General features: G+C 74.1%; 21 protein-coding genes. 11 read left to right on the top strand and 10 right to left on the bottom strand.

Annotation, left to right across the window (positions count from 1 at the left end; all coding sequences use genetic code 11):
* The first annotated feature begins 13 nt into the window (after nt 1-13).
* Nucleotides 14-1,138: a mandelate racemase/muconate lactonizing enzyme family protein gene (locus ABD944_RS30575; protein WP_345182710.1), complete on the top strand. Its 1,125-nt coding sequence runs from the start codon at nt 14-16 to the stop codon at nt 1,136-1,138.
* A gap of 104 nt (nt 1,139-1,242) precedes the next feature.
* Here ABD944_RS30575 and ABD944_RS30570 read toward each other — a convergent pair whose 3' ends face one another.
* The gene (locus tag ABD944_RS30570; RefSeq protein WP_268247751.1) at nt 1,243-1,371 is read right to left on the bottom strand and encodes a hypothetical protein; all 129 of its coding nucleotides are present in this window, start codon (nt 1,369-1,371) and stop codon (nt 1,243-1,245) included.
* A 194-nt stretch (nt 1,372-1,565) separates the two neighbouring features.
* On the opposite strand from ABD944_RS30570, the gene ybiA reads away from it, so the two are divergent.
* Nucleotides 1,566-2,093 (top strand): riboflavin biosynthesis intermediates N-glycosidase, encoded by a 528-nt coding sequence (ybiA, locus tag ABD944_RS30565; RefSeq protein ID WP_345182708.1) that lies wholly within the window; start codon nt 1,566-1,568, stop codon nt 2,091-2,093.
* Nucleotides 2,094-2,217: 124 nt separating this feature from the next.
* Here ybiA and ABD944_RS30560 read toward each other — a convergent pair whose 3' ends face one another.
* Nucleotides 2,218-2,817 (bottom strand): helix-turn-helix domain-containing protein, encoded by a 600-nt coding sequence (locus tag ABD944_RS30560; RefSeq protein ID WP_345182707.1) that lies wholly within the window; start codon nt 2,815-2,817, stop codon nt 2,218-2,220.
* A 196-nt stretch (nt 2,818-3,013) separates the two neighbouring features.
* Between ABD944_RS30560 and ABD944_RS30555 the strand changes: the two genes are divergently transcribed.
* Nucleotides 3,014-4,213, top strand: a complete 1,200-nt coding sequence (locus tag ABD944_RS30555) for an MFS transporter (RefSeq protein WP_345182706.1) — start codon at nt 3,014-3,016, stop codon at nt 4,211-4,213.
* Nucleotides 4,214-4,262: 49 nt separating this feature from the next.
* Here ABD944_RS30555 and ABD944_RS30550 read toward each other — a convergent pair whose 3' ends face one another.
* From ABD944_RS30550 to ABD944_RS30540, 3 genes are all read right to left on the bottom strand, one after another.
* Nucleotides 4,263-5,228, bottom strand: a complete 966-nt coding sequence (locus ABD944_RS30550; protein ID WP_345182705.1) for a hypothetical protein — start codon at nt 5,226-5,228, stop codon at nt 4,263-4,265.
* Entirely contained in the window at nt 5,225-5,875 is a 651-nt protein-coding gene (locus ABD944_RS30545) for an RNA polymerase sigma factor (protein ID WP_345182703.1), read from the bottom strand. The genes ABD944_RS30550 and ABD944_RS30545 overlap by 4 nt, the downstream gene beginning before the upstream one ends.
* A 156-nt stretch (nt 5,876-6,031) precedes the next feature.
* Nucleotides 6,032-8,179: a terpene synthase family protein gene (locus ABD944_RS30540; RefSeq protein ID WP_345182702.1), complete on the bottom strand. Its 2,148-nt coding sequence runs from the start codon at nt 8,177-8,179 to the stop codon at nt 6,032-6,034.
* Nucleotides 8,180-8,291: 112 nt separating this feature from the next.
* Here ABD944_RS30540 and ABD944_RS30535 point away from each other — a divergent pair, with 112 nt between their 5' ends.
* The 5 genes from ABD944_RS30535 to ABD944_RS30515 all read left to right on the top strand — a co-directional run bounded on the left by ABD944_RS30535 (nt 8,292) and on the right by ABD944_RS30515 (nt 14,078).
* Nucleotides 8,292-8,663, top strand: coding sequence for a phage holin family protein (locus ABD944_RS30535; protein ID WP_345182701.1), 372 nt, complete (start codon nt 8,292-8,294; stop codon nt 8,661-8,663).
* A 78-nt stretch (nt 8,664-8,741) separates the two neighbouring features.
* Nucleotides 8,742-9,287, top strand: coding sequence for a (2Fe-2S)-binding protein (locus tag ABD944_RS30530; protein ID WP_345182700.1), 546 nt, complete (start codon nt 8,742-8,744; stop codon nt 9,285-9,287).
* Nucleotides 9,284-10,258, top strand: a complete 975-nt coding sequence (locus tag ABD944_RS30525) for an FAD binding domain-containing protein (protein WP_345182699.1) — start codon at nt 9,284-9,286, stop codon at nt 10,256-10,258. Before ABD944_RS30530 ends, ABD944_RS30525 begins: the two co-directional genes overlap by 4 nt.
* Nucleotides 10,255-12,312 carry a xanthine dehydrogenase family protein molybdopterin-binding subunit gene (locus tag ABD944_RS30520; protein ID WP_345182698.1) on the top strand — a complete coding sequence of 686 codons (2,058 nt, stop codon included), beginning with the start codon at nt 10,255-10,257 and terminating at the stop codon, nt 12,310-12,312. Before ABD944_RS30525 ends, ABD944_RS30520 begins: the two co-directional genes overlap by 4 nt.
* A 95-nt stretch (nt 12,313-12,407) precedes the next feature.
* Complete coding sequence (locus tag ABD944_RS30515; RefSeq protein WP_345182697.1) at nt 12,408-14,078, top strand: L-lactate permease; 1,671 nt, start codon at nt 12,408-12,410, stop codon at nt 14,076-14,078.
* Nucleotides 14,079-14,097: 19 nt separating this feature from the next.
* Here ABD944_RS30515 and ABD944_RS30510 read toward each other — a convergent pair whose 3' ends face one another.
* The gene (locus ABD944_RS30510) at nt 14,098-14,343 is read right to left on the bottom strand and encodes a DUF2630 family protein (protein WP_345182696.1); all 246 of its coding nucleotides are present in this window, start codon (nt 14,341-14,343) and stop codon (nt 14,098-14,100) included.
* Between the two features lie 122 nt (nt 14,344-14,465).
* On the opposite strand from ABD944_RS30510, the gene ABD944_RS30505 reads away from it, so the two are divergent.
* From ABD944_RS30505 to ABD944_RS30495, 3 genes are all read left to right on the top strand, one after another.
* Nucleotides 14,466-14,888, top strand: coding sequence for an STAS domain-containing protein (locus ABD944_RS30505; protein ID WP_345182695.1), 423 nt, complete (start codon nt 14,466-14,468; stop codon nt 14,886-14,888).
* A gap of 164 nt (nt 14,889-15,052) precedes the next feature.
* Entirely contained in the window at nt 15,053-15,916 is an 864-nt protein-coding gene (locus ABD944_RS30500; protein ID WP_345182693.1) for an acetate uptake transporter family protein, read from the top strand.
* Between the two features lie 81 nt (nt 15,917-15,997).
* Nucleotides 15,998-16,183 carry a hypothetical protein gene (locus ABD944_RS30495; RefSeq protein WP_345182692.1) on the top strand — a complete coding sequence of 62 codons (186 nt, stop codon included), beginning with the start codon at nt 15,998-16,000 and terminating at the stop codon, nt 16,181-16,183.
* Between the two features lie 37 nt (nt 16,184-16,220).
* Here the strand turns inward: ABD944_RS30495 and ABD944_RS30490 are convergent, their stop codons facing one another.
* The 4 genes from ABD944_RS30490 to ABD944_RS30475 all read right to left on the bottom strand — a co-directional run.
* The gene (locus ABD944_RS30490) at nt 16,221-17,189 is read right to left on the bottom strand and encodes an effector-associated domain 2-containing protein (RefSeq protein ID WP_345182691.1); all 969 of its coding nucleotides are present in this window, start codon (nt 17,187-17,189) and stop codon (nt 16,221-16,223) included.
* A 49-nt stretch (nt 17,190-17,238) separates the two neighbouring features.
* Entirely contained in the window at nt 17,239-21,393 is a 4,155-nt protein-coding gene (fxsT, locus tag ABD944_RS30485; protein WP_345182690.1) for an FxSxx-COOH system tetratricopeptide repeat protein, read from the bottom strand.
* Nucleotides 21,390-22,427 (bottom strand): AAA family ATPase, encoded by a 1,038-nt coding sequence (locus ABD944_RS30480; RefSeq protein WP_345182689.1) that lies wholly within the window; start codon nt 22,425-22,427, stop codon nt 21,390-21,392. Before ABD944_RS30480 ends, fxsT begins: the two co-directional genes overlap by 4 nt.
* Before the next feature lie 18 nt (nt 22,428-22,445).
* Nucleotides 22,446-23,363 (bottom strand): VMAP-C domain-containing protein (locus tag ABD944_RS30475; RefSeq protein ID WP_345182688.1); only part of this gene is annotated, 918 nt, incomplete at its 5' end.

The raw sequence follows: 23,363 nt of genomic DNA, 5'->3' as shown, positions 1-23,363 counted from the left end.
CCCGGAGGCGTGAATGAAGATCGAGAAAATCGAGACGTTCTGCGTCGCGCTGCCCACCCGGCGCTCGTTCGGGGTGTCCGGCGGCGCGGTCGCCGTCGCCGGGCGGCCCAGCCTGCGCGTCCTGGTGAAGGTCAGCGCCGAGGGCGCGCACGGCTGGGGAGAGGCGACCCCCATCCCGGCCTGGACGTACGAGACCGCCGAGTCCATCGTCACCACGATCGACCGGTACCTCGCGCCCGCGATCACCGGCCGTCCCGCCTGGGACCTCGACGGCGTGACGACCGCCTTCGACCGCGCGATCAACCGGGGCTTCAGCATCGGCGCGCCCCTGGCCAAGTCGGCCGTGGACGTCGCCCTCCACGACCTCCTCGGCCGCGCCGCCGGGGTCCCGCTGGGCGTCCTGTGGGGCCGGCGCCGCCGCGAGACGATCGACCTCGGGTGGATCGTCTCCGGCCGGACCTCCGCCGAGGTCGCCGACAGCGTCGCCGAGGGCCGCGACCTCGGCTACCGGGCGTTCAAGGTGAAGGTCGGCCTCGGCCCCGAGGACGCCGACGTCGTGGAGGCCGTCCGCCTGCACGCGGGCGACGCCGCGGCGCTCTGGGTGGACGCGAACCAGGGCTACACCGTCCGCTCGGCCCTCACGCTGGCGCGCCGCCTGGAGGACCTCGGCGTGACCGCGTTCGAGCAGCCCCTCCCGGCCAACGACATCGCGGGCCTGCGCCGCCTCCGCGACGCCTGCCCGATCCCGGTCGCCCTCGACGAGAGCCTCCGCCACCCGTCCGACCTGGCGACCTTCGTCCGCCTGGACGCGGTCGACGTCGCCATCGCGAAGGTCCAGCGCACCGGCGGGCTGACCCTGTCGCGCCGCCTGTGCTCCCTCGCCGAGGACTGCGGCGTCGCGCTCATGGGCTCCGGCCTCACCGACTCCGACCTCGGCCTCGCCGCGTCCCTGCACCTCTTCTCGGCCTTCGGCGTCGACACCCCGGTCGACCTCAACGGACGCCAGTTCATCGAGTCCCCGTACGCGGGGCCGACCGTCGAGATCCGCGACGGCACCGCCCACGTCCCCGACGCCCCCGGCCTCGGCGTCGAGGTGGACGAGCGGACCGTCCGCGAACTGGCGGTCAACGTCCTCTGACCGCCCGAGCCGACCGACGGGCGGCTCCGGCGCGGCGCCCGGGGCCGGACGCGAAGAACCCGCCCGGGGGCCGGGCGGGTTCTCATCTATCGGCCGGAGGGCCGTCAGTGCGCGGCGAGCTCGTCCTCGGACACATCGGCCTCCGCGGGGCGCTCGGAGTCCGGTTCCGCGGGCCGCCATTCGGGCCACGCGTCGATCTTGGTCCGCCGGGGGTTCGCCAGGGCGTTGTCCATTGTTACCGCAGTCCTCCTGTTCAAGGCCGGGCCGGATCAATAGATGGTCCCGGCGAGATGCCGGGTCCGCAAAATGGTCTAGACCGCGGTTCCCACCCAGGGCCGCGGCAAACCTCACAACAACGCCAATCGATCATCCATTCCCGGCGGAAACCGGATGGACCGCGGCGGCCGTCCCTGGCACGCTCTCGGTCATGGACGTCGCCGAGCTGACCCGCCTCCAGGAGCAGGGCACGCACCTGAGGCTCCTGTTCTTCTGGGGCCACCAGACCCCAGGTCGCGGCTACCTCAGCCAGTGGTGGCCGTCCCCCTTCGCCGTCGGCGGAGTCACGTACGCGACCGCCGAGCACTACATGATGGCGGAAAAGGCCCGCCTCTTCGGCGACGAGGAAACGGCCGCCGCCGTCATCGCCGCGTCCCATCCCCGACGCGCGAAAGACCTCGGCCGCCGCGTCCGCGACTTCGACGAGCAGACGTGGCGCGACAATCGTGTGACCATTGTCACAAAGGGCAATGAGGCCAAGTTCGCCCAGAACAAAGATCTCCGCGACTATCTTGCCGGCACCCGCGACCGCATCCTCGTGGAAGCGAGCCCGCTGGACCGCGTCTGGGGCATCGGCATGACCGCCGACGACCCCCGGGCCGAGCACCCCGCCTCCTGGCAGGGCGAGAACCTCCTGGGCTTCGCCCTGATGACCGTCCGCGAAACGCTCTCCTCCTGACCGCCCTCCTCGGCGTCGGTCTCCCACCGGAAGCCGCGCCGGGGTACCGGGGCCGAGGGCTCGAACATCGGACCGCTTGAGACGGGCGGAGATAGCACGGGCCGCCGTGGGCAAGCCGGCGCGTTCAGGGCGCCTGCGTCTGGCGGGGACGCGGTCTGGCGCGGATGTGGATGCGCTCTCCCTGACGGCCGAAGAGGCTGAGGACCTCGACCGGACCCTCGCCGGTCGTGCCGAACCAGTGCGGCAGCCGGGTGTCGAACTCGGCCACCTCGCCCGGGCCCAGTACCAGGTCGTGATCGGCCAGCACGAGGCGCAGACGTCCCGACAGCACGTAAAGCCACTCGTAGCCCTCATGGGTGCACAGGTCGGGCACGCGCCGGGCCGCGGGGAGCACCATCTTGTACGACTGGATCGGGCCGGGCTGGCGCGTCAGGGGGAGGACGGTGTTGCCGTTCACGCGCCGTGGAGTCAGCCGGACGCGGGGGTCGCCGACCTCGGGGGCGCCCACCAGCTCGTCCAGCGGAACCTGGTGGGCCTGCGAGATGGGCAGCAGCAGCTCCAGGCTGGGGCGGCGCTGGCCGGACTCCAGGCGCGACAGCGTGCTCTTGGAGATCCCGGTGGCCTCGGAGAGCTCGGACAGGGTCACGTTGCGCTCGTTGCGGAGCCGCTTGAGGCGCGGGCCGACCTCGGCGAGCGCGTCGGCGATCGCGGTTGCGTGCTGCATACCCCCATTCCACTGCGGACGTCCCGGAAATGGCAACAAGGTTTGCCGTACGGCCGCCGGGGAGGGCACCGTCCGCGGCGGAGGTGATCGCGATGAGCGATGCGGAGTACGACGTCGTGGTGGTCGGTGCGGGGGCCGCGGGGCCGAACGCCGCGCTGGTGATGGCGCGGGCGGAAGGCGCCGGGGGTGGGGGGCGATGAGTGTCGAGACCGCTTCGCGGCGGGTGGGTTCTTCTGGGAGGCGGCTGCCGCTCGGGGTCTACCTGCTGGCGTTCAGCCTGTTCGCGATGGGCAGCGCGGAGTTCCTGCTGGCCGGGGTCCTGCCGGAGATCGCCGACGACCTCGGGATCAGCCTGTCCTCCGCGGGTGCGCTGATCTCGGCGTTCGCCGTCGGGGTGGTCGTCGGCGGGCCTCCCTTCGCCGTCCTGACGCTGCGCTGGCCGCGGCGTACCACGCTGGTGGCCACGCAGGTCGTCTTCGCGGTCTCGGTGGCGGTCGGCCTTCTGGCCGACGGTTACGCCGTGCTGGTGGCGACCCGCTTCCTGTGCGGGCTGGCCTACGCGGGTTACTGGGCCGTCGCGGCGGTCACCGCGATCGGTCTCGTCACGTCCGACCGCACCGCGCGGGCCTCCGGAGTGGTCGTCAGCGGCCTCGGCCTGGCGATGATCGCCGGTGGTCCGGCGGGCGCGCTGCTCAGCTACTTCACCGGGTGGCGGGGCGGGTTCTGGGGCGTGGTGGCCCTGACCGCGGCGGGCGCGGTCCTGAGCCTGGTCGCGATCCCCGCGACCGGCGCGGACGCGGAGCCGAGCGTGCGGCGGGAGCTGCGCACGATGAGGCGGCCGCAGCTCTGGGTCGTCTACGCCGCGACCATTTTGAGCACCGCCGCCTACATGATCTCGTTCAACTACCTCGCGGCGCTGCTGACCGACGTCACCGGCGTTCCGGGCGTGTGGGTCCCCGCGATCCTCGCGCTGTTCGGGGTCGGCGCCTTCATCGGCCTGTCCGCCGGGGGCAGGATCGCCGACCGGCGGCCCACGCACGCGCTCCTGGCGGGGGCCCTGGGGATCTCGGCCTGTTCCGTGCTGCTCGCGGTCCTGGCCGGGCACGCGGCGGCCGTCGTCCCGCTCGTCCTGCTGCTCGGGATCGCCGGATTCGTGCTGAATCCGGCCATCTACGGGCGGGTGTTCGCGATCGCGTCGGAGGCGCCGACGCTCGCCGGGGCCGCCACCGTCTCGGCGTTCCAGCTCGGCATCAGCCTCGTGCCGGCGCTCGCCGGCGCCGCCATGAACGCCGGCGCGGGTCTGACCTCCGTCGCCTGGATCGGCGCCGTCCTGGCGGCGGCCGTCGTGCCGGCCGTCCTCCTCGACCGGGCGCTCTCCCGTCGCGGACGGGGATGACCGGTCCGTGAGGAAGCGGACCGCCCCGGTCGGGGCGGTCCGCCGCCGCTCACCCGGTCGGGGTCGGCGAGGGGACGCCGGGAGGCGCCGAGGGCGGCTGGCCGCTCGCCTGCTCGGTGGGCCCGGGGCCCACGAAAAGGAGGACCTGGTTCTTGGCCCAGGGAACCGCGTCGTGGACGTACCACGTGGGCGGGACCTGGCCGGGCTTCAGCGCCTTGCTGACGTTGCCCTCCATGGCGCGGTACTCCGGCACCGTGACCTGCCGCTCGCGCAGGGCGGCCAGCACCTCGCCCACGCGGTGCCTGCGGTAGGTCATGCCGTGCATGACCTCGCCCGGAGCCGAGGCGGGCGCGGTGCTGTCGTACTGCTCGCCCGGGCGGGCGTCCCGCCCGAAGACGATCTGGGCGGTGCCCTTGTAGCCGGTGCGGATCCGGACGCCGACCGGGCAGACGTCGCCTCCGCCGCCGGTCACGCACTCGCCCTTGGCGGTGATCGTGGTGACGTCGCGCTCGCCGGTGTTCTCGCTGGTCTCCATCATGACGACGGTGCCGACGATGGACGGGGACGCCGGGACCATCGACAGCGTGACGTCGAGGCCGTGGGCGGCGAACTCCTCCTTGTAGCGCTTCGGGTCGGCCAGCGGGTCGCGGACGCGGACGTCGATGTAGCCGCCCCTGCGGGTGAACGACAGCGCCGAGACCAGCGAGACGCGCGGGCTCGTCGCGGTGACGCCCGGGGTGGCGCCCGGGGCGTCGCCGGGGCCGCCGTCGCGGGTCGCGACGACCGCCGTGACGGCCGCGCAGGCGACACCCGCCGCGGCCAGCGGGAGGCCGATGCGCATGACCGGCGAGCGCCGCCGGTGCGGGGCGGGTGACCCGTCCACCGTCGAGAGGGACGCGGTCGCGGTGATGCGGTCGGCGAGGGCGGCGGCCGCGTCCTCGGGCAGCAGGCCCGCGGCCTGCCGGTCGGTGACGGAGGCGAGCCCTCCGATCAGCGGGTCGATGTCGCGCTTCATGTGGGGTCTCCGTTCGGGATCCGCCGCCCCGTGGCGGGCAGGGACGCGGCGTGCAGGGAAGTGGCGGGTCCCGGGCCGGCGGGCGCCGGGGCGGCGGGGGTGTCCGTGTCCACGCGGGCCAGGGCGCGGGCGAAGCGGCGGCGGGCGCGGTGCAGGCGGATCCGCACCGCGTTGCGGGAGCAGCCCAGGACGGTCGCGATCTCGCCGTGGCCGAGGCCCTCCCAGCCGACGAGGGCCAGCAGCTCGCGGTCGGATTCGGGCAGGCCGCGGAACGCGGCGCCGACGCCGGTCAGGTCGCCGCCGGGCGGGTCCTGGACGGCCAGGCCGTCACGCAGCCGGGACCCGAGGTCGGCGGCCAGCGCGGACCTGCGGCGCTCGCCGCGGTGGTGGTTGGCCAGGACGCGCCGGGCCACCCCGTACAGCCACAGCCGGGTCTGGTCGCCGGGCGGGACGTCGTCGAGCCGCCGCCAGGCGGTGAGGAACGTCTCGGCCAGGACGTCGGCGGCGTCCTGCGGGTCGTTCGTGCGGCGCAGCGCGTATCCGAGGATCGGGGCGCGGTTGGCCGCGTAGACGTCCTCGAAGCGGCGCCGCCGGTCGTCGGGCGGGCGGGGTTCCCGCGGGTGCAGTGGTCGCGATGGGGATGGCAAGCCCTCTCCTCTCGTCGCGGTGTTCTCACCGGACGCAGGGCACATGTCCGCACATCGCAGAGCATTTCAGCTGAGCGCCGTCCAGCTTCGCGCCTTGCCCCCCAGACCGCCGCCCCGGTGCGGGGAGCCGGGGCGGCGACCTGAGGAGGGCGCCGCTCAGCGGGCGGCGCGCGCGAAGAGGCGGAAGGCCGACGTTCCCAGGCCGGCGGGCTCGGGAAGCCGGAAGACGGGCTCGCGCTCGTCGTAGCGGTCGGTCTCGCGGTGCCACCTGAGGATGCCGGCCATCCAGTCGCGCAGTTCCCCGACGTACGAGGAGACGGCGGCCCGGGCGGCGTCGTCCAGGCCGAGGTGGTCGCAGAGGGCGGGGAGCTCGCCGCCGGCGAGGTGCTCGAACTGGCGGCGGCGGGAGGCGATGAGGTCGCCCACGATGGGCAGCGCCTCGTCGCGGCCGCAGCCGAAGAAGTTCTCGACGGCGAGGACGCCGTTGTTCAGCTCGCCCTCGTACTCGATCTCCTTCTGGTAGGAGTAGCAGTCGTTGAGCAGGCACGCGACGTCCATCGCGGAGGCTTCGAGCTCGCGGAGGGTGCGGGTCTCGAAGACGTGCGGAGGGACCTCGTCCGCGCGCCCGATGCGCGCCAGGCTCATCGTCAGCTCGGAGCCGAACGTGCGGCGGCGCATCTCGACGTAGTCGACGGGGTCGGGGACGCGCGACTGGAGGTGGTTGTTCAGCTCCCACACCCAGCTCTCGACCATGTGCTCGACGGCCGCGCGGAACTCGCGGCGGCCCCGGTCGTCCATCGGCCCGGCGGTGCGGGGCCACAGGTCCGCCAGCCCGGCCTCGAACGGGTTCTCCGGGGCGGGGACGGGACCGCAGTCCAGCGGCATGAACCGGGGGACGCGGGCGTTGAACGCCTTCGCTCCCGCCATGTCGCGGTCGCGGTTGAAGACGGCCGGGAAGAAGTCGTCGCCGAAGGTGCCGCACCCCAGCCACTGGACGGCGAGGTCGAGCGCGTCCGGGTCGGCGTCGGGGGCGAGGGACGCGCCGCAGACCTCCAGTGCCATCCCGGTGAGCCGGTCGGCGCTCCACACGGGGACGGGCGTGCGGGGGTGGGGGGAGAGCATGCCCATCTCCCGCGCCCAGGCGAGCAGGTTGCGCCCCGCGCGCTCGCAGTGCGGGTTGACGCGCGCCGTGTACGGGATGTCGAACGCGGGCAGCGGCGTCGGCCCCACTTTCTGGAACGGGACGTGGGGGAGGCTGATCCGCGCCGACTTCAGCAGGGCGGGGATGCGGGCGGCGGACATGCCGAGCGACCTGTCGTTCATGTACCTGCTGGACCGCAGGTGCCATTCGTGGCCGCCGGACTGCCAGTCCTGGAGGGCCTTGACGTAGGCCGCGACGCTCGCCCGCTCCGCCGGGTCGAGGGCGTGGTCCTCGAAGACGTGCGGCAGCTCGGTCACCGCGGTGTTCTCGAACTGGCGGAGCCGCGAGGTGAGCAGGTCGTTGACGGTGTCGGCGGCGACCTGCGGCGCGACCGACAGGAACCGCTCCATCACCAGCACCGAGTTGTTGACCTCGCCCTCGGACTCGGTCTCGCGCTGGTAGGAGAAGATGTCGTTGCGCAGGTGGACGGCGTCGGAGAAGGTGTCCTTCAGGACGCGCAGCGGCCGCGTCGCCACCACGCGTTCGGGGATCTCGACGCCCGCGGCGTGCTCGGCGAGGTCGGCCGACCACGGCGCCCCGCCGACCTTGCGGCGCATCTCGATGTACTCGACCGGGTTCGGGATCCGCCCGGTGCTGATGTTGGACAGCTCCCACAGCGATTCGCGCAGCAGGTTCAGGGTGCTCACCGAGAAGCGGCGCCGCCAGGCGTCCGACCGCGCCGGGACGGTCCGCGCCCACAGGTCGGCGAGCCCGCGCTCGACGGCGTTCACCGGGTCGGGCGGGTCCAGCGACATGAACAGCGGCAGCCGGTCGAGGTAGGACCGTGCGCCCTCCTGGTCCTGCGGCTTCTTGAAGACCTCCAGGAAGTGGTCGTCGAAGTAGAAGACCCAGACGTACCAGTCGGTGACGAGGTCGAGTTCGGGGGCGGCGCAGTCGGGGTGCGTGTAGGCGCACAGGAGGGCGTAGTCCATCGCTTCGAGCGCGCGCTCGTCCCAGATGTCGGGGGTCCCGGGGTCCCGGTCGGCGTCCAGCATCTTCATCTCGCGCGCCCACGCCATGGTGTGCCGCCGCGCGCCCTCCAGGTTCGGGTTGAGCCGCGCGGGATACGGGACGTAGAAGTCGGGCAGCTCGAAGGGTTGCATGAACCGGCCTTCCTGTCGGGTCCGGTTCGGCAACCTACAGCACAGGAGATGTCACGGAAAGTGACACATTGCTTGCCGGAATCTCCGGTCAAACTGCGGGTAAGCCGAGGTCATGTCGAAGTCGCGCGAACCCGCCGCGGCCAACGACCCGCTGGAGCAGAACCTCGTGCTCGCCCGGCGTGTGGTCGAGGCGGCGCAGCAGGAGATGATCGATAAGGCCCGGCAGCGCATCCCGGCGCTGCGCCTGGGGGCCGTGGCCGGGGCGTTCGGGGTCATGGCGACCGCCGCCACCTACCGCATGAACGTGCTGCTGCTGGAGCGGAAGCTCCCTCCCGAGCTGGCGTCGTTCATCACCGCCGCCGTGTACGGGGGAGGGGCGGGGGCCGCGGCGATGGCCGCGTCCCGCAAGTGGAAGGGGCTTCCGCCGCCGCTGCCGACCGACACGGCCCGGCAGGTCGTGGAGATCCTCACCGACAACGACTGAGGCGAGGGCCGGGGAAGAGCCCCGACGCGGCCGCCGAGGTTCGGTGACCGACGGAAGATCCGGGGTAGGCACCCCGGCATGGACAGCGAAGCCACGCCCGTACACGCCGACGTCACCCTCGTCGTGAACGGGACAGAGCACCGGCTCAACGTCGACACCCGAGCGTCCCTGCTGGACGTCCTGCGTGAGGATCTCGGCCTGACCGGGTCGAAGAAGGGCTGCGACCACGGCCAGTGCGGAGCCTGCACCGTCCTCCTCGACGGGCGCAGGGCGAACGGGTGCCTGGCCTTGGCCGTCGCCCATGACGGAGCGGACGTCGTCACGGTCGAAGGGCTGGCGCGGGACGGAGAGCTCAGTCCCGTCCAGCAGGCGTTCATCGAGAACGACGCCTTCCAGTGCGGGTACTGCACGCCCGGCCAGCTCTGCTCCGCCACCGGGATGCTGGACGAGGCCGAACGCGGCTGGCCCAGCGCGGTCACCGGCGACCTGGGGGCCGATCCCGTTCTGGACGACGACGAGATACGCGAGCGGATGAGCGGCAACCTGTGCCGCTGCGGCGCCTACGTCGGCATCGTCGCGGCCCTCAAGCAGGCTGCGCAGCGCAGGGAGGGGGCAGAGGCATGAGACCCTTCGCGTACGAGCGCGCCACCAGCGCCGAGGACGCCCTCCAGCGCCACCAGGACGGAGCCGTCTACCTGGGCGGCGGAACCAACCTCGTCGACCTGATGCGGCTCGGGGTGGAGGAGCCGAGCAGGCTCGTCGACGTCGCGCATCTCCCCTACGACCAGATCGAGCTGCGACCGGACGGAAGCCTCGCCATCGGGTCGGCGGTGACCAACAGCGCCGTCGCCGCCGACCGGACCGTGCGCGAGGGCCACTCCCTCCTGGCGCAGGCCGTCCTCGCGGGGGCGTCCGGCCAGATCCGCAACCTCGCCACCGTCGGCGGCAACCTGCTCCAGCGGACCCGCTGCTCCTACTTCCAGGACACCTCCAAGCCCTGCAACAAGCGCACTCCGGGCAGCGGGTGCCCGGCGCGGGAGGGCGAGCACCACAACCTGGCGATCCTGGGCCATTCCGACGCCTGCGTGGCGACGCACCCGTCGGACATGGCCGTGGCGCTGGCCGCCCTGGACGCGTCCGTGCGCGTGCGGGGGCGCGGCGGAGAGAGGACCGTCCCCATCGAGGACCTGTACAGGCTCCCCGGGGACGAGCCCCAGCGCGACACCACCCTCGAACCGGGCGACCTGATCACCGCCGTGGAGGTCCCCGCGCTGGGCGTCCCGTCCCGCTACCGCAAGGTCCGCGAGCGCGCGTCGTTCGCGTTCGCGCTGGTCTCCATAGCGGCGGCGCTGGACGTCGCCGACGGCCGGGTGCGGGACGTCCGGCTGGCCCTCGGCGGCGTCGCCCACAAGCCGTGGCGGGCGCGCCGCGCCGAGGAGGCCCTGCGCGGCGCGGAGGCGACGGAGGAGTCCTTCCTGCGCGCCGCCGAGGCCGAGATGGAGGCCGCCGAGCCGCTGCGCGACAACGCCTACAAGGTGCCGATGGCGCGCAACCTGATCGTCCGGACGCTGACCGAGCTGGGGGAGGAGTCATGACCGACCGGCTGGAGGGCCGCGAGAAGGTCACCGGGACGGCGCGCTACGCGTTCGAGTACCCCGTGGAGGGCGCCGCCTACGCCGCGGCCGTCCAGGCGAGCGTGGGCAAGGGCCGGATCGCGTCGGTCGGGACCGAGGCCGCGCTGCGGCTGCCCGGGGTGCTCGCCGTCCTGTCCTGCGAGAACGCCCCCGAGCTCGACGACACCTCGGACGGCGAGCTGGCCCTGTTCCAGTCGCGGACGGTCTCCTACCGTGGCCAGTTCGTGGCCGCCGTGGTCGCGGAGACCCTGGAGACCGCCCGGGAGGCGGCCCGCCTGCTGCGCGTCGAGTACGCCGAGGAGGCGCCGGACGTGCGTCTGCGCGCCGACCATCCGGGCCTCTACAAGCCGGACAAGGTGAACCCGGTGTTCCCCGCGGACACCGGGCAGGGCGAGCCCGAGAAGGCGTTCGCCGACTCGGCCGTGCGGGTGGACGCCGTCTACACGACCCCGGCCGAGCACAACAACCCGATGGAGCCGCACGCCACGATCGCCCGGTGGGACGACGACGGCACTCTCACGCTGTACGACTCCAACCAGGGCGCGTCGACCGTCCAGTCCACGATCGCGAAGGTCTTCGGGCTCGACCCCTCCCGGGTGCGCGTCGTGTCGCCGCACGTCGGCGGCGGGTTCGGCTCCAAGGGCACGCCCCGGCCGAACGTCGTGCTCGCCGCGATGGCCGCCCGCGTCGCGGGACGTCCCGTGAAGTTCGCCGTCCCGCGCCAGCAGATGTTCGCCACCACCGGCTACCGGACCCCGACAGTCCAGCGCCTGCGCCTCGGCGCCGGCGAGGACGGGCGGCTGAACGCGATCCTGCACGAGGTGGCCGAGCAGACCTCGACCGTCAAGGAGTTCGCCGAGCAGACCGCGACGCCCACGCGCATGATGTACCGGGCCCCGCACCGCCTCACCTCGCACCGGGTGGTGCCGCTCGACGTCCCCACGCCGTCCTGGATGCGCGCCCCGGGCGAGACGCCCGGCATGTACGCGCTCGAATCGGCGATGGACGAGCTGGCCGTCGCCACGGGCATCGACCCGATCGAGCTCCGCGTGCGCAACGACACCGATCACGAGCCGGAGAGCGGGCTTCCGTTCAGCTCGCGGAACCTGGTCGCCTGCCTCCGCGAGGGCGCCGAACGCTTCGGGTGGGCCGGGCGCGACCCCCGTCCCGGCGTCCGCAGGGAGGGCCGCAAGCTCGTGGGCACGGGCGTCGCCGCGTCCACCTATCCCGCCTACCAGCGGCCCAACCAGGCCTCGGCCCGGGCCGAGCCCGACGGGACGTTCACCATCCGGATCGCCGCCGCCGACATCGGCACCGGCGCCCGCACCGCCCTCGCCCTGATCGCGGCCGAGACGCTCAAGGAGGACCTCGCCGACATCCGGATGGAGATCGGCGACAGCTCGTTCCCCCGGGCGTCGGTGGCGGGCGGATCCGGAGGGACGGCCGGCTGGGGGACGGCCGTCGTGCGCGCCTGCGAGGCCCTGCGCGGGAAGCTGAACGGCGCCGTCCCGCCGGAGGGCGTGGAGGCGTCGGCCGACACCGGCGAGGAGCTCAAGGCCCGCGCCGAGTACGCCCGGCACGCGTTCGGCGCGCAGTTCGCCGAGGTGGAGGTGGACGCCGACACCGGCGAGGTCCGCGTCCGCCGGATGCTCGGCGTGTTCGCCGCCGGGCGGATCATCAACCCCACGACGGCCCGGTCCCAGTTCATCGGCGGGATGACGATGGGCGTCGGGATGGCGCTGATGGAGCAGAGCGTCATGGACCGGGAGTTCGGCGACTACCTGAACCGCGACCTCGCCCAGTACCACGTCCCGGCCTGCGCCGACATCCGCGACGTCGACGCCGCGTGGGTGGAGGAGTCCGACCCGCACCTGAACCCGATGGGAGCCAAGGGCATCGGCGAGATCGGCATCGTCGGCGCGGCGGCGGCCGTCGGCAACGCCGTCCACCACGCCACCGGGATCCGCGTTCGCGACCTGCCCATCACCCCGGCCCGGCTCCTCCGGGAGCTCTGACCGGTTGAAAAGTTCACTATCAAGGTGATCTCCGTCACCGGGCCGGGTAGGGATGACGTACTCGGGGGCGACCACTACCCCACGAGGTGATCGCCGTGTACCAGCAGGTCCTCGATCCCGTCGCCGACTCGCTCGGCTGGAGCTCCCTGGTCGCCGCGCTGCCGCTGGCCGTGCTGTTCGTCCTGCTCGGCGGCGTCCGCATGCGCGCGTGGCTCGCGTCCCTGATCGCGCTGGCGGTCGCGCTGGCCGTCGCGGTCTGGACGTACGGGATGCCCGCCGACCAGGCGCTCCTCGCCGGCTCCGAGGGCGCGGCGTTCGGCTTCTACCCGATCCTGTGGATCGTCATCAACGCCCTCTGGGTCTACAACATCACTGTCGCCACCGGGCACTTCGACGTGCTGCGCCGGTCGTTCGCGCGGGTCAGCGACGACAGCAGGCTCCAGGCGGTGCTGATCGCGTTCTCGTTCGGCGCGCTGCTGGAGGCCCTGGCCGGATTCGGCACGCCGGTCGCGGTCACCTCCGTCATGCTGATCGCGCTCGGCTTCCCGCCGCTCAAGGCCGCCGTCCTCGCCCTCACCGCCAACACCGCGCCCGTCGCGTTCGGCGCGATGGCGACGCCGATCCTCACGCTCGGCAAGGTCACCGGCGAATCCAGCGACACGCTCGGCGCCATGGTGGGGCGGCAGACCCCGATCCTCGCCGTGTTCGTCCCGCTCGTCCTCGTCGCCATCGTGGACGGGCGGCGCGGGCTGCGCGAGACCTGGCCCGTCGCCCTGCTGTGCGGCGCCGCGTTCGGGGCCGCGCAGTACGTCACCGCGAACTTCGTCTCGGTGCCGCTCGCCGACGTCGTTGCGTCGCTGGTCTCCGCGGCGGCCGTCGTCCTGGCCGTCCGGGTGCGCCCGTCGGCGGCGCCGGCGAAGCCCGCCCCGGTCGCCGGCGGCGCGGCGGACGAGCCGACCCCGGAGTTCGCCGCCCGCGTCGAGGGCCGGGACGCCGAGGGCCGGGACGGGGGACGGGCCGGGGACTCCCGCGCCGAGGTCGCCCGCGCCTACGCGCCTTACGCGATCATCATCGCGGTCTTCGTCGTCTGCCAGATCGGGCCGGTCAAGGACCTCCTGGACCGGGCGACCCGGACGTTCTCCTGGCCGGGGCTGCACCTCACGGGCCCCACGGGCAAGCCGCTGGCCCTGCCGACCTTCACCTTCAACTACCTGACCACGCCCGGCACGCAGATGCTCGCCGCCGGGCTGATCACCATGGCCGCCCTCGGCGTCGGCGCCGGCCGGGCCCTGCGCGCCTACGGGACGACGCTCGTCCAGCTCAGGTGGGCGATCATCACGGTGATGGCCGTCCTGGCGCTGGCGTTCGTGATGAACGCGTCGGGGCAGACCGTGACGCTCGGGACGTGGATGGCGGGGGCGGGCGGCGCGTTCGCGCTGCTGTCGCCGATCCTCGGCTGGCTCGGCACCGCGGTCACCGGATCGGACACCTCGTCCAACTCGCTGTTCGGCTCCCTGCAGGTCACCGCCGCGAACAAGGCCGACCTGTCGACGGTCCTGATGGCCGCGACCAACAGCTCCGGCGGCGTCCTCGGCAAGATGGTGTCGCCGCAGAACCTCGCCATCGCCGCCGCGGCCGTCGGCCTGGACGGGCGCGAGGGCGACATCTTCCGCCGCGTGGTGCTGTGGAGCCTGCTGTTCCTGGCCGGGATGTGCGTGCTGTCCGGCCTGCAGTCCACCGCGGTGCTCGGCTGGATGGTCCCGTGAGGGGCCGGCCGCGAGGGGGCTACTGCCAGTAGCCCTCCACCTCGCCGGCGGGACGGACCTGGGCGTCTTCCGGGTTCTGTCCCGCCGAGAGGCGGGCCCTCCGCTGCCGCAGCAGATCCCAGCACTGGTCGAGCGCCACCTCCAGGTCCCGCAGCCGCGTCTGGACCTCGGCGTTGGATGCCTCGGCCCGCTCGTGCGCCTGCCGGAGAGAGTGCTCCTCCTCGATGAAATCGTTGATACGTTCCAGGATCGCCTTCTCGTCCATGAAATGGCTTCCGATCGTGGTTTTCCGCTCTGGTGGGGTCCAGAAGGTCCCGACAGGTGAGAGCCTTGCATATACGGGGCCGCGCACGGTAGCGGCGGCGCCCCGTTGAGGGTGAGGAGCAGATGACGGTCTGGCGGATCACCGGCGGCGAGGGCGCCCCCGACCCGGGTGCGCGGGAGGCTCCCCGCTACGACATCGTCGAGCACGACTCCGCGCTGCTGCGCATCACGGCCGCGTCGGGCGTGCCCCGGGTCCTGCTCGCGGGGGAGGTCGACGTCTCCAACACCGCCGCGGTCGCGCGCGCCCTGCGCGCCGTCCAGGACCGCGTGTCCGGCGACCTGCACGCCGACCTGTCGGGGGTGGAGTTCATGGACGTCGCGGGCCTGCGCGCCTTCAGCGAGGCCGCCCGCGCCCTGCACGAGCGCGACTGCCTCCTCGTCCTGCACGGGGTCCCCCCGCACATCGAGCGGCTGTTCACGCTGATCGGCTGGAACGCCACCCCCGGCCTGGAGATCCACTGCCCGCCGCGGCCGCTCGGCCGCTGAGCCACCGGAGCCGCTGAGCCATCGGATCACCATGCCCGCGTCAGCGTGCGGCAAAGGGTGCCGGGTGCAAACGCGAACCTCTTCAGGAAACCGTCATATGCCGTTTGACCTGGTTGAACACGGTTAGGAGGGGTTTACAGCTCTCCGATTCAGAGGGGGATCTCATGGCAAGGCGTAGAGAGCACCAATCCGCGCCGATGCCCGGCGAGCACACGGGACAGGCGATGCCCGCGGAGGGCACGGCCACCCCGGCGCACGGCGCGGCCGCACCGGCACAGGGCGCGGCGATGGCGCCCCCGAGGGGCGCGGACCAGGCCGGCGAGCACGCGCTCTGGGAGGACCGCACCCGCGTCTTCCTGCAGCCGATCGCGGCGCCGTCGATCCTCGGGCTGTTCGGGCTCGCCGCCGCGGCCATGATGGTGGGCGCGTGGCAGGCCGGCTGGTACGGCGGCGTCGGCACCCCGCTCATCCTGTGGCCCTTCGTGCTGACCTTCGGCGGCATCGCGCAGCTGCTGGCCGGCCTGTGGGGCTACCGGGCGCGGGACGGCGTGGCCACCGCCATGCACGGCATGTGGGGCACGTTCTTCATCGGCTGGGGGCTGCTGTTCCTGCTGGTGAGCATCGGCGCGGCGCCGGTGGCACTGGCGCCGGTCCTCGGCACGGCCTATCAGGGATTCGCGTTCTGGTTCATCCCGCTCGCGGTGATCACCGGACTGGGCGCGCTCGCCGCGCTCGGCGAGAACCTGATGACGTCCCTGGTCTGGGCCTGCCTGGCGGTCGGCGCGGGCTTCACGGCCGCCGGATTCTGGGTGGGGACGACCTGGGCGCTGGACGTCGGCGGCTGGCTGTTCGTCGCCGCCTCGGTGGTCGCCCTGTACGCGGCCGCCGCGATGATGTTCGCGAACAGCTTCGGGCGGACGATCCTGCCCACCGGCATGATGCGCCGGGGCGCCAACGTGCCCGGCGGCCGGGGGGTCCGGCCCCTGGAGTACCGGCAGGGCGAACCGGGCCTGAAGATCGGGCAGTGATCTCCGGCGTTTCGCCTTGACATTCCCGTTACCCTATGCTGAGCCCAAGAGCACCGAACCGGGCTCGGAGGGGGAGCGGGAATGTCATCGGCGGTCCGGAGGACGTGGCGACGCCTCGTCCAGTCCTACAACCTGCTGTGCGCGCGCGAGGACGCGTCGGCGCGCGGCGTCACGATACCCAGCGGAGTCTGGGCCTGCGACCGCTGCCACGCGCCGCACCTTGAGCTGGCGACCCTCAAGCACCACCTCCGCACCGAGCACGCCTGACGCGTCCCGGGCCCGGAGAAGGAGATCCGGGCGGGGCTCACAGGATCCGGGCCATGGCCTGTTCCAGACGGTGGACGGAGAGCGACTCTCCGGCCAGCCCCCGGGTGACGTCGACGAGCTCCTTCAGCCCGCCGGGGTAGTCCAGGCACGTGGTGAGGATGGCGAAGCAGTCCATCCGGGCGCCCGCGTGACGGGTGACCGCGGCGGCGACGTCGCGGCGGAGGGCGCCGACCACCTGGTCGCGGCCCTGCGGGGACGACAGCAGCGGCACCTCCAGCATGCGGTCGACCAGTTCGAAGACCGCCGGCCGGTCCGGCGCGTCCGGCGGCGGCGCGAAGACCGAGGGCCGCGGTGAGACCGCGGTGGCCGGGTTCCGGTGCGCGTCCGGGCGGCCGGCGTCCGCGCCCGGCAGCCTGATCCACGCCGAGGCGTCGGTCTCCTTGACCGCCACGTCGATCCGCCGGTAGTCCTCCGGGATGATCCTCCCCCTGGCGTGCCGGACGACGTCGGAATGGACGCGCTCGGAGACGACCAGCCCGAACCACGCCCCGGACGCGCCGAGCGCCTCCTTGAAGGCGGGGGCGTCGAGGATGCGGAACGTGTGGTTCACGGCCGTTCCCACCAGCCCGTGGCCGTCGAACACGGCCTCCCCGGTGTGCACCGCCATCCGCAGACGGATCCGGGCGATCTCGGAGGCGACCCGGTTGTGGCGGCCCAGTTCGGCCCGCAGCGTGTCGGCGACGTCCACCAGGACCGGCTCCACCTCCAGATGGGGCCGCAGGGCGATCATCGCTCCGTCGCCGCGGTCCTCCCAGTAGCAGTCGGCCAGGAGGACCCCCGCGGCGGCGAGGCTCACGTCCAGATGCCGGTACAGCGCGTCGCGCATGTGCCGTCGCACGTCGTCGGTCCGGGTCGCGTCGCCGAAACCCGCGATGTCGCAGCCGACGATGACGCAGGGCCCCGAGGGGCGCCAGAGAGGGCCGGTGGCGTCGAAATCGGGAAGCATGTCCGCTGCCCCTCCTCAGTTCCGTGCGCCGAGCCCCGTTCCATCCGGCTCAGAGCGAGGTCGGCGCGATGTCGCAGTCGAGTAGACGTCCCTCCCCGGCCTGCCTCACGTCGGGGTGCCCGTCCCCGAGGACGTCCGCCAGGGCGCCGACGGGGTCGCCGGCCGGGCCTTCCAGGCCGAGCGCGTCGCAGATCACCCGGTGGTTGTGGGCGCACGCGAGCGTGTAGACGTGGTCCGGGCCGTACCGGCCGCCGAACCGCTCCCAGGTCTCGTTGGAGCGGATGCGGGCCGCCTCCAGCCTGCCCATGTGGAACAGGTCGTGGACGAGCCCGACCGAGCAGCAGAGCGAGAAGTAGTGGTCGGCGCCCAGCGCGGCGCGCAGTTCCCGGACGGACGTGTCGTCGAGGACGCGCGCCGCCTCGTGGTCGCCCAGGCCCCGCAGCGCCATGGCGAGGTCCGCGGCGCAGGCGTGGGAGAACGGATGGTCCATGCCCATGACCCGGCGGTGCTCGGCGAGGGCCGCCTCTCCGAGCGCGCGGGCCCTCCCGGCGTCGCCGGCCGCCAGGCAGGCCGCCACCAGCACGCGCCGGGCGGCGAGGGTGTCGGGATGCCGCTCGCCGTAGCGTTGCGTGTGGAGCCGCAGCGTCGCCTCCGCCCGCGCCATCGCCTCGCCGTGGCGGCCCAGCTTCCGCAGGGTGACGGCGTGGCTCATCTCCGTGTGCAGCACGAACGCGTGCTCGGACACGGGCGTCTCCCGCATGGTCGTCAGGACCTCCCGCTGCAGCGCGGCGGCCTCGCGGTAGTCGCCCAGCCCGTGCAGGTCGCGGGCGAGCTGGCTGATGGCCAGCAGGGTGTTGCGGTGGCGCGGGCCGAGGCTCGCGCGGAGCTGCTCGACCGAGCCGGCGTCGATCGCCCGCGCCCGCTCGAACTCGCCCAGCAGGCGCAGGTCGATGCCGACGTTGTTGGCGACGACGAGCGTCTCGACGTGGCCGTTGCCGAACAGCCGGACCGTGCGGCGCAGCGTGTCCTGGTCGAGGGCGAGGGCGGCCCGGAAGTCGCCCTTCAGCCGCAGGTCGGCGGCGACGTTGCGGGCGGCGCGCATGGTGAGCGAGTGGCCGGGCCCGAAGCGCTCGGTCGTCCGCCGGTGGATGTCGGCGTTCTGCCGGTTCGCCGCGGCCACCTCCCCGAGCGCGCGCAGCACGGTGCCGAGCTCGCGGCCCGCGATGAGCACCGACTCGTCGTAGGGGCCGAGCTCCCGCTGCCACCGCTCCAGCGCGAGCTCGGCGAGGACGCGGCTGCCCTCGAAGTCGCCGAGCAGGTAGAGGTAGCGCATCTGGTCGAGCGCGACCGCGCGGACCTCGGTGGACGCGCCGCCGATGACGCCCGACGGCACCACGTGCGGGGCGATCTCCGCTCGGATCCCCCAGGTGGTCTCGTCCTCCGGCGTCGCCTGCGGCGTCGCGGCGGCGAGGATCCGGTGCACCCGGTCCCGCACGGTCCGGCGGTCGGTCTCGGAGAGCCTGGTCTGCAGCATCGTCCGCACGAGCCGGTGGACCTGGAGGCTGCACGGATCCGGGTCGAACCGGCCGAGGGCGTAGCGGCTGATGTCGGCCATCGCCGTCCGGAGCAGGCCGGCGTCTCCCAGCGTCTCCGCCAGTTCCGGGGGGAGGCCGTCCGCGGCGCCCGCCGACAGCAGGTTCCGGGTGACGGGCTCGGGGCCGAAGAAGGCCCACAGCTCCAGCAGCCGCCCCGCGGCGGGCGCGTCCTCCAGCAGCCGCTCGAACGCCAGGGTCAGCGTCGCGGCCAGCTCGGCCGGATAGTCCGGCGGGAGGGACGGCCGGGCCTTCTCGCGGAGCCGGCGGTCGAGGAGCCGCAGGTACTCCGCGGTCGTCCGGCCGGTCACGGCGTGCCACGCCGCGGCCTGCTCGACCGCCAGCGGCAGGTCGCCGATCCGCCGGGCGAGCCGGTCGGCGTCGGCGGGCGTGAGGCCGGGCACGCGGCGGCACAGCAGCGCGATGCTCTCCGCGCGCTCGAACACCCCCACCTCCTTGCCGGCGGTGAGCTCCGTCCAGCGGTGGTCCCGGGAGGTGACCAGGACGTGCCCTCCCGGGACGGCGGTCGTCAGCCGCCCGCCGGGCTCCCCCCGGCGCACCGGCATCAGCGGGACGATCTCGTCGGGGTCGGCGGCGTTGTCGTAGATGAGCAGCCAGCGCCGGCGCCCCGGGCCCGCGCGCAGCGCGTCCAGGAGGTGCTCGACGGTCCGGTTGACCTCGTCGCTGAGCGGCGTGCCGAGCCGCCGGGCCAGCTCGGCGAGCGACGACCTGGCGAGCGTGGTCCGCTCGGCGGGCACCCACCAGACGAGGTCGTAGTCGCCCGCGTGGCGGTGGGCGTACTCGACGGCGAGCTGCGACTTGCCCTGCCCGCCGAGCCGCCGCGGGTCCGCGGGCAGCAGGGAGGTCACCGCGCCGGACAGTTCCGCCCGGATGTCGCGGAGCAGGGCGTCGCGGCCGGTGAAGTCGGGGTTGCGCGCCGGGAGCCCGCCGCCCAGCAGCGGCGCCCGCGCGTCCCGCTCCTCCCGCGCGGGGCCCTCGCCGGGCGCGGGTCCGGCGTCGTCCGGGACGGCGGCGCCGGGACCGTCTGCGGCGCTCTGCGCCAGGCGCTCCGCGATCTGCGCGTACCGCCCGCCGAGCCGGGCGAGCACGCGCGCCGCGACCTGCGCGAACGGCGGATCCTGCCGCAGGTCCTCGGCGCCCTGCTGGATGGCCCGCAGCAGCGCGGGGAAGTCCTGCGTGGACCCCCACCGCCCGCGCACGACGTCCCAGACGTTGCGCAGGACGCCCATCGCCTCCGTGCGGCCGAGACCGCCGAGCAGGACGTCGCGGACCCCGTCGTGGAACTCGTACTCGACGCCCGCCGGGTCCGAGGCGCGGCGGGCGCGCCGCAGCAGGCCGCCCAGGAACACCTCGGCCAGGTGCGCCGACGTGGCCTCCGGGAGCATGGCCCTCTGGACGAGCGACATGACCTCCAGCCGCAGCGGGGCCGCCGCGAGGTAGGCCGCCAGCCGGAACGCCGTCGGCGAGGAGACCGCCCGGAAGCGCGTCACCCGCTCGGCGGGCGACAGGTCGCCTCCGTCCTCCTCCCGGGCGTCCCGGGGGGCCTCGGCGGCCGGCGCGCCGGTGAACACGGCCATCGCCGCGATCCGCTCCGCCCCGCAGCCGACGAGTTCGGCCCAGGGGCGCAGCCAGCGGGGCTCCAGCTCCATCACGGGAACGGCGACGCCGGGCGGCACGGCGGACTCCTCGCGCGGCCGCACCGCGAGCCGGGCGTTCGGCGCCCCGGCCCGCTGCGCCCCGAGCCACACCGGCTCGACCGCCGTCGCGCACCGCCACCACAGCCGCTGGGGGAGCGGCTGGAGGATCGCGACCGGGGCGGACCGCGCCCAGCGTTCGACGACCGCGGCGGCGCGCCCGTCGCCCCAGGCCGGCCCGATGCAGTCGCTGAAGACCAGGACCACGCGGCGGTGCGTCGGGTCGATCAGCTCGTCCGGGCTGCGGCCCGGCCCGGCCGGCGAGCTGCCGGTGCGCAGGACGAGCGCGCCGCCGTCGGCGTCGAGCCGCCACACCCGCACGTCGCGGAAGGCGCCCAGCCGTTCCATCAGGGTCCGCAGCTCGGCGGCGAGCCGGGTCCAGACGACCATGGAGGGGCCGCCGTCCACCACGAGGGCGAGGTCGAGCCGCCGTTCCGGCGCGGGCTCCATGACCGGCTCCCAGATGCCGGTCTCCGCGATCCGCTGCGCCGTCGCCTCCTCGACGAGGTTCTCCACCGTCCGGGACGAGACCCTGCCCCGCAGCGGCCGCAGCGCGCGGGCGAGGCTCAGCGCGTGCGGGAGCGCGGGCGCCGCCGGGGCGCGCCCGGCGTCGCCCGGCGCGGACCCCGGCGCGGGGAGGTGCAGTCCCGCCTGCGCGGCCGACGGCGCGGGACGGACCGGGCGGCGGGGCGCGGACGGTTCGGCGACCGCGGGCTCGGCCGCGACGGGCTCCGCGGGCGGTTCCGGCTCCGCCTCAGGGCCGGGCGCCGGCGGGTCCTGACCGCCGGGCGCCGCGGCCCCCGGCAGGGAGAGCGCCAGCCACAGGGCGTCGGCGACCTCCTCCGCGGTGGGCCGGGGGGAGAGCGCCTCCAGCGCCCCGATCAGCCGGGGGATCATCCCGGGCCGGCGGCGCCCAGCGGGCGCAGGATCGCCCTGACCATGTCATGGAGCGTGGCCTCCGAGGGCCGGGAGCCGGTCGTGCTCAGGTAGACCGCGTTGAGGAGCTGGTCGGTGGCCAGGTCGCCCTGCTCGCGGCGGTCCAGGAACTCCCGGATGAGGTCCGCGCTCGCCGCGCTCGCCGCGGGGCCGAGGTGCGCCTCGACGATCTCGGCGAGCTCCTCGGGGCTCGGCGGCTCGATCACCAGCCGGACGCAGCGGCGCAGGAACGCCGGGGGGAACTCCCGCTCGCCGTTGCTGGTGATGACGACCAGCGGGAACGCGGTGCACTGGACCCGGCCGCGGCCGACCGGCACCCGGTCCGGGCCCTTGGCCGGCATGACGTGCACGACCGGCTGGTCCTCCGGGAGGCGTTCGAGCTCCGGGATCGTGAAGCCGCCCTCCTCGAACACGTTGAGCAGGTCGTTGGGCAGGTCGATGTCGCTCTTGTCCAGCTCGTCGATCAGCAGCACGCGGGGGCGCGGCTGCGGCAGCAGCGCCGTCCCGAGCGGCCCGAGCCGGATGTAGCGGCCGATGTCGGGGGCCTCGGTGTCGGCCCCGGGGGCCACGGCCCGCCGCAGGCTCGTCTCGTGCAGGCGGCCGATGGCGTCGTAGCGGTACAGCCCTTCCTGGAGCGTGACCCGGCTGGTGATCGGCCAGTCCAGCACGGGACCGAGGCCCAGCTCGTGCGCCACGTTGTAGGCGAGCGTCGACTTGCCCGTCCCGGGCTTGCCGGTGACCAGCAGGGGCCGCCGCAGGCGCAGGGCCACGTTCACCATGGTGACGACGTTCGGTTTCGGACGGTACGCCAGGGCGCGCTCCAGACCGCCGCCCGGCAGCCGGGCGGCGCCGTCGGCCGTGTCGCCGGCCGCGTCGAACCGCCTCCAGGGCGGCGGATCGGGCAGCCGCGCCAGGCCGTCGTGCGGCCGGGCGTCACCCCGGTAGATCTCCCAGCCCTCGGACTCTTCGCCCGCGGTCGTCTCCGTCTTCGCCACAGGTACCTCCCAGGGGGCTCAGGCCGGGGCGTTCAGCCGCACGTAGGGTTCGGGCAGCCGGTCCGCGTCGTCGAACACCAGCGTCAGGTCGAGACCGAGATGGACGCCGCCGCCGTCTCCGTCGAGCGCCCGGAGCGCCTGCCGGCGCAGCGCCAGCACGGCGTCGGGCAGGTCCATCGCCCCCGCGCCCAGCAGTTCCCGGAACTCCCGGGCGAACCGCTCCGGATCGCGGCCGCGGCGGCACCAGGTGACGATCGGCGCCCCCGCCTGGAGCGCGGCGCGCAGCTCCGCGGAGTCCGGCCCGTCCGTGCGCGGGGGGAAGGCCATGGCCATGCACACCGACGACGGTTCGGACAGCAGCATGCTGTAGAGGCTTTCACCGCCGTACTGCCCGGGCTGTGTCACCCAGCACACCTCGGCGCCGTGGGGGTTGTCGCGCAGCCACCGCCACTTGCGGCGCCAGTGGTGGTGGTACGCCCGCCTGCGCATCCGGTCGAGGCTGCGGACGACCACCGGATGCTCGATGCCGAGGCGCCGCTCCAGCCCGTCCACCGTGATCCGCAGCTGGTCGACCGGCGTGCCGAGCAGGTCGACCGGCAGCACGAACTCCAGCGTCAGCTCCGGCGTCGGCCGGTTGACGACGTGCTGGTCCTCGCACAGCAGCTCCTTGACGAGTCCGGGCAGCCGGTCGAGGGGGACGGGTTCGTCGTCGCAGCGCAGCATGAGCCCGTGCCCGCCGTCCACCTGGAGCCACGCGGAGGCCAGGTAGCGGTCCGGGACGGCTCCGTCCCCGCGCAGCTCGATGACCAGGTAGCTCCGCGCCGCGGCCTCCCGCGCCCCGGCGTCGCGCGCCGCGGGCACCTCGCGCCGCCGCGCCGGGGGGAGGCCGCGCGCCGCCCCCAGCCGGTGCGGAAGCCGGTTCCGCTGGATGGGCCT

Origin of the sequence: Actinomadura verrucosospora (assembly GCF_039540335.1) — a bacterium.
Classification (GTDB): Bacteria; Actinomycetota; Actinomycetes; order Streptosporangiales; family Streptosporangiaceae; genus Spirillospora; species Spirillospora verrucosospora.
The sequence above is the reverse complement of the archived record's forward strand: the minus strand, read 5'-3'. Positions and strand labels throughout refer to the sequence as shown.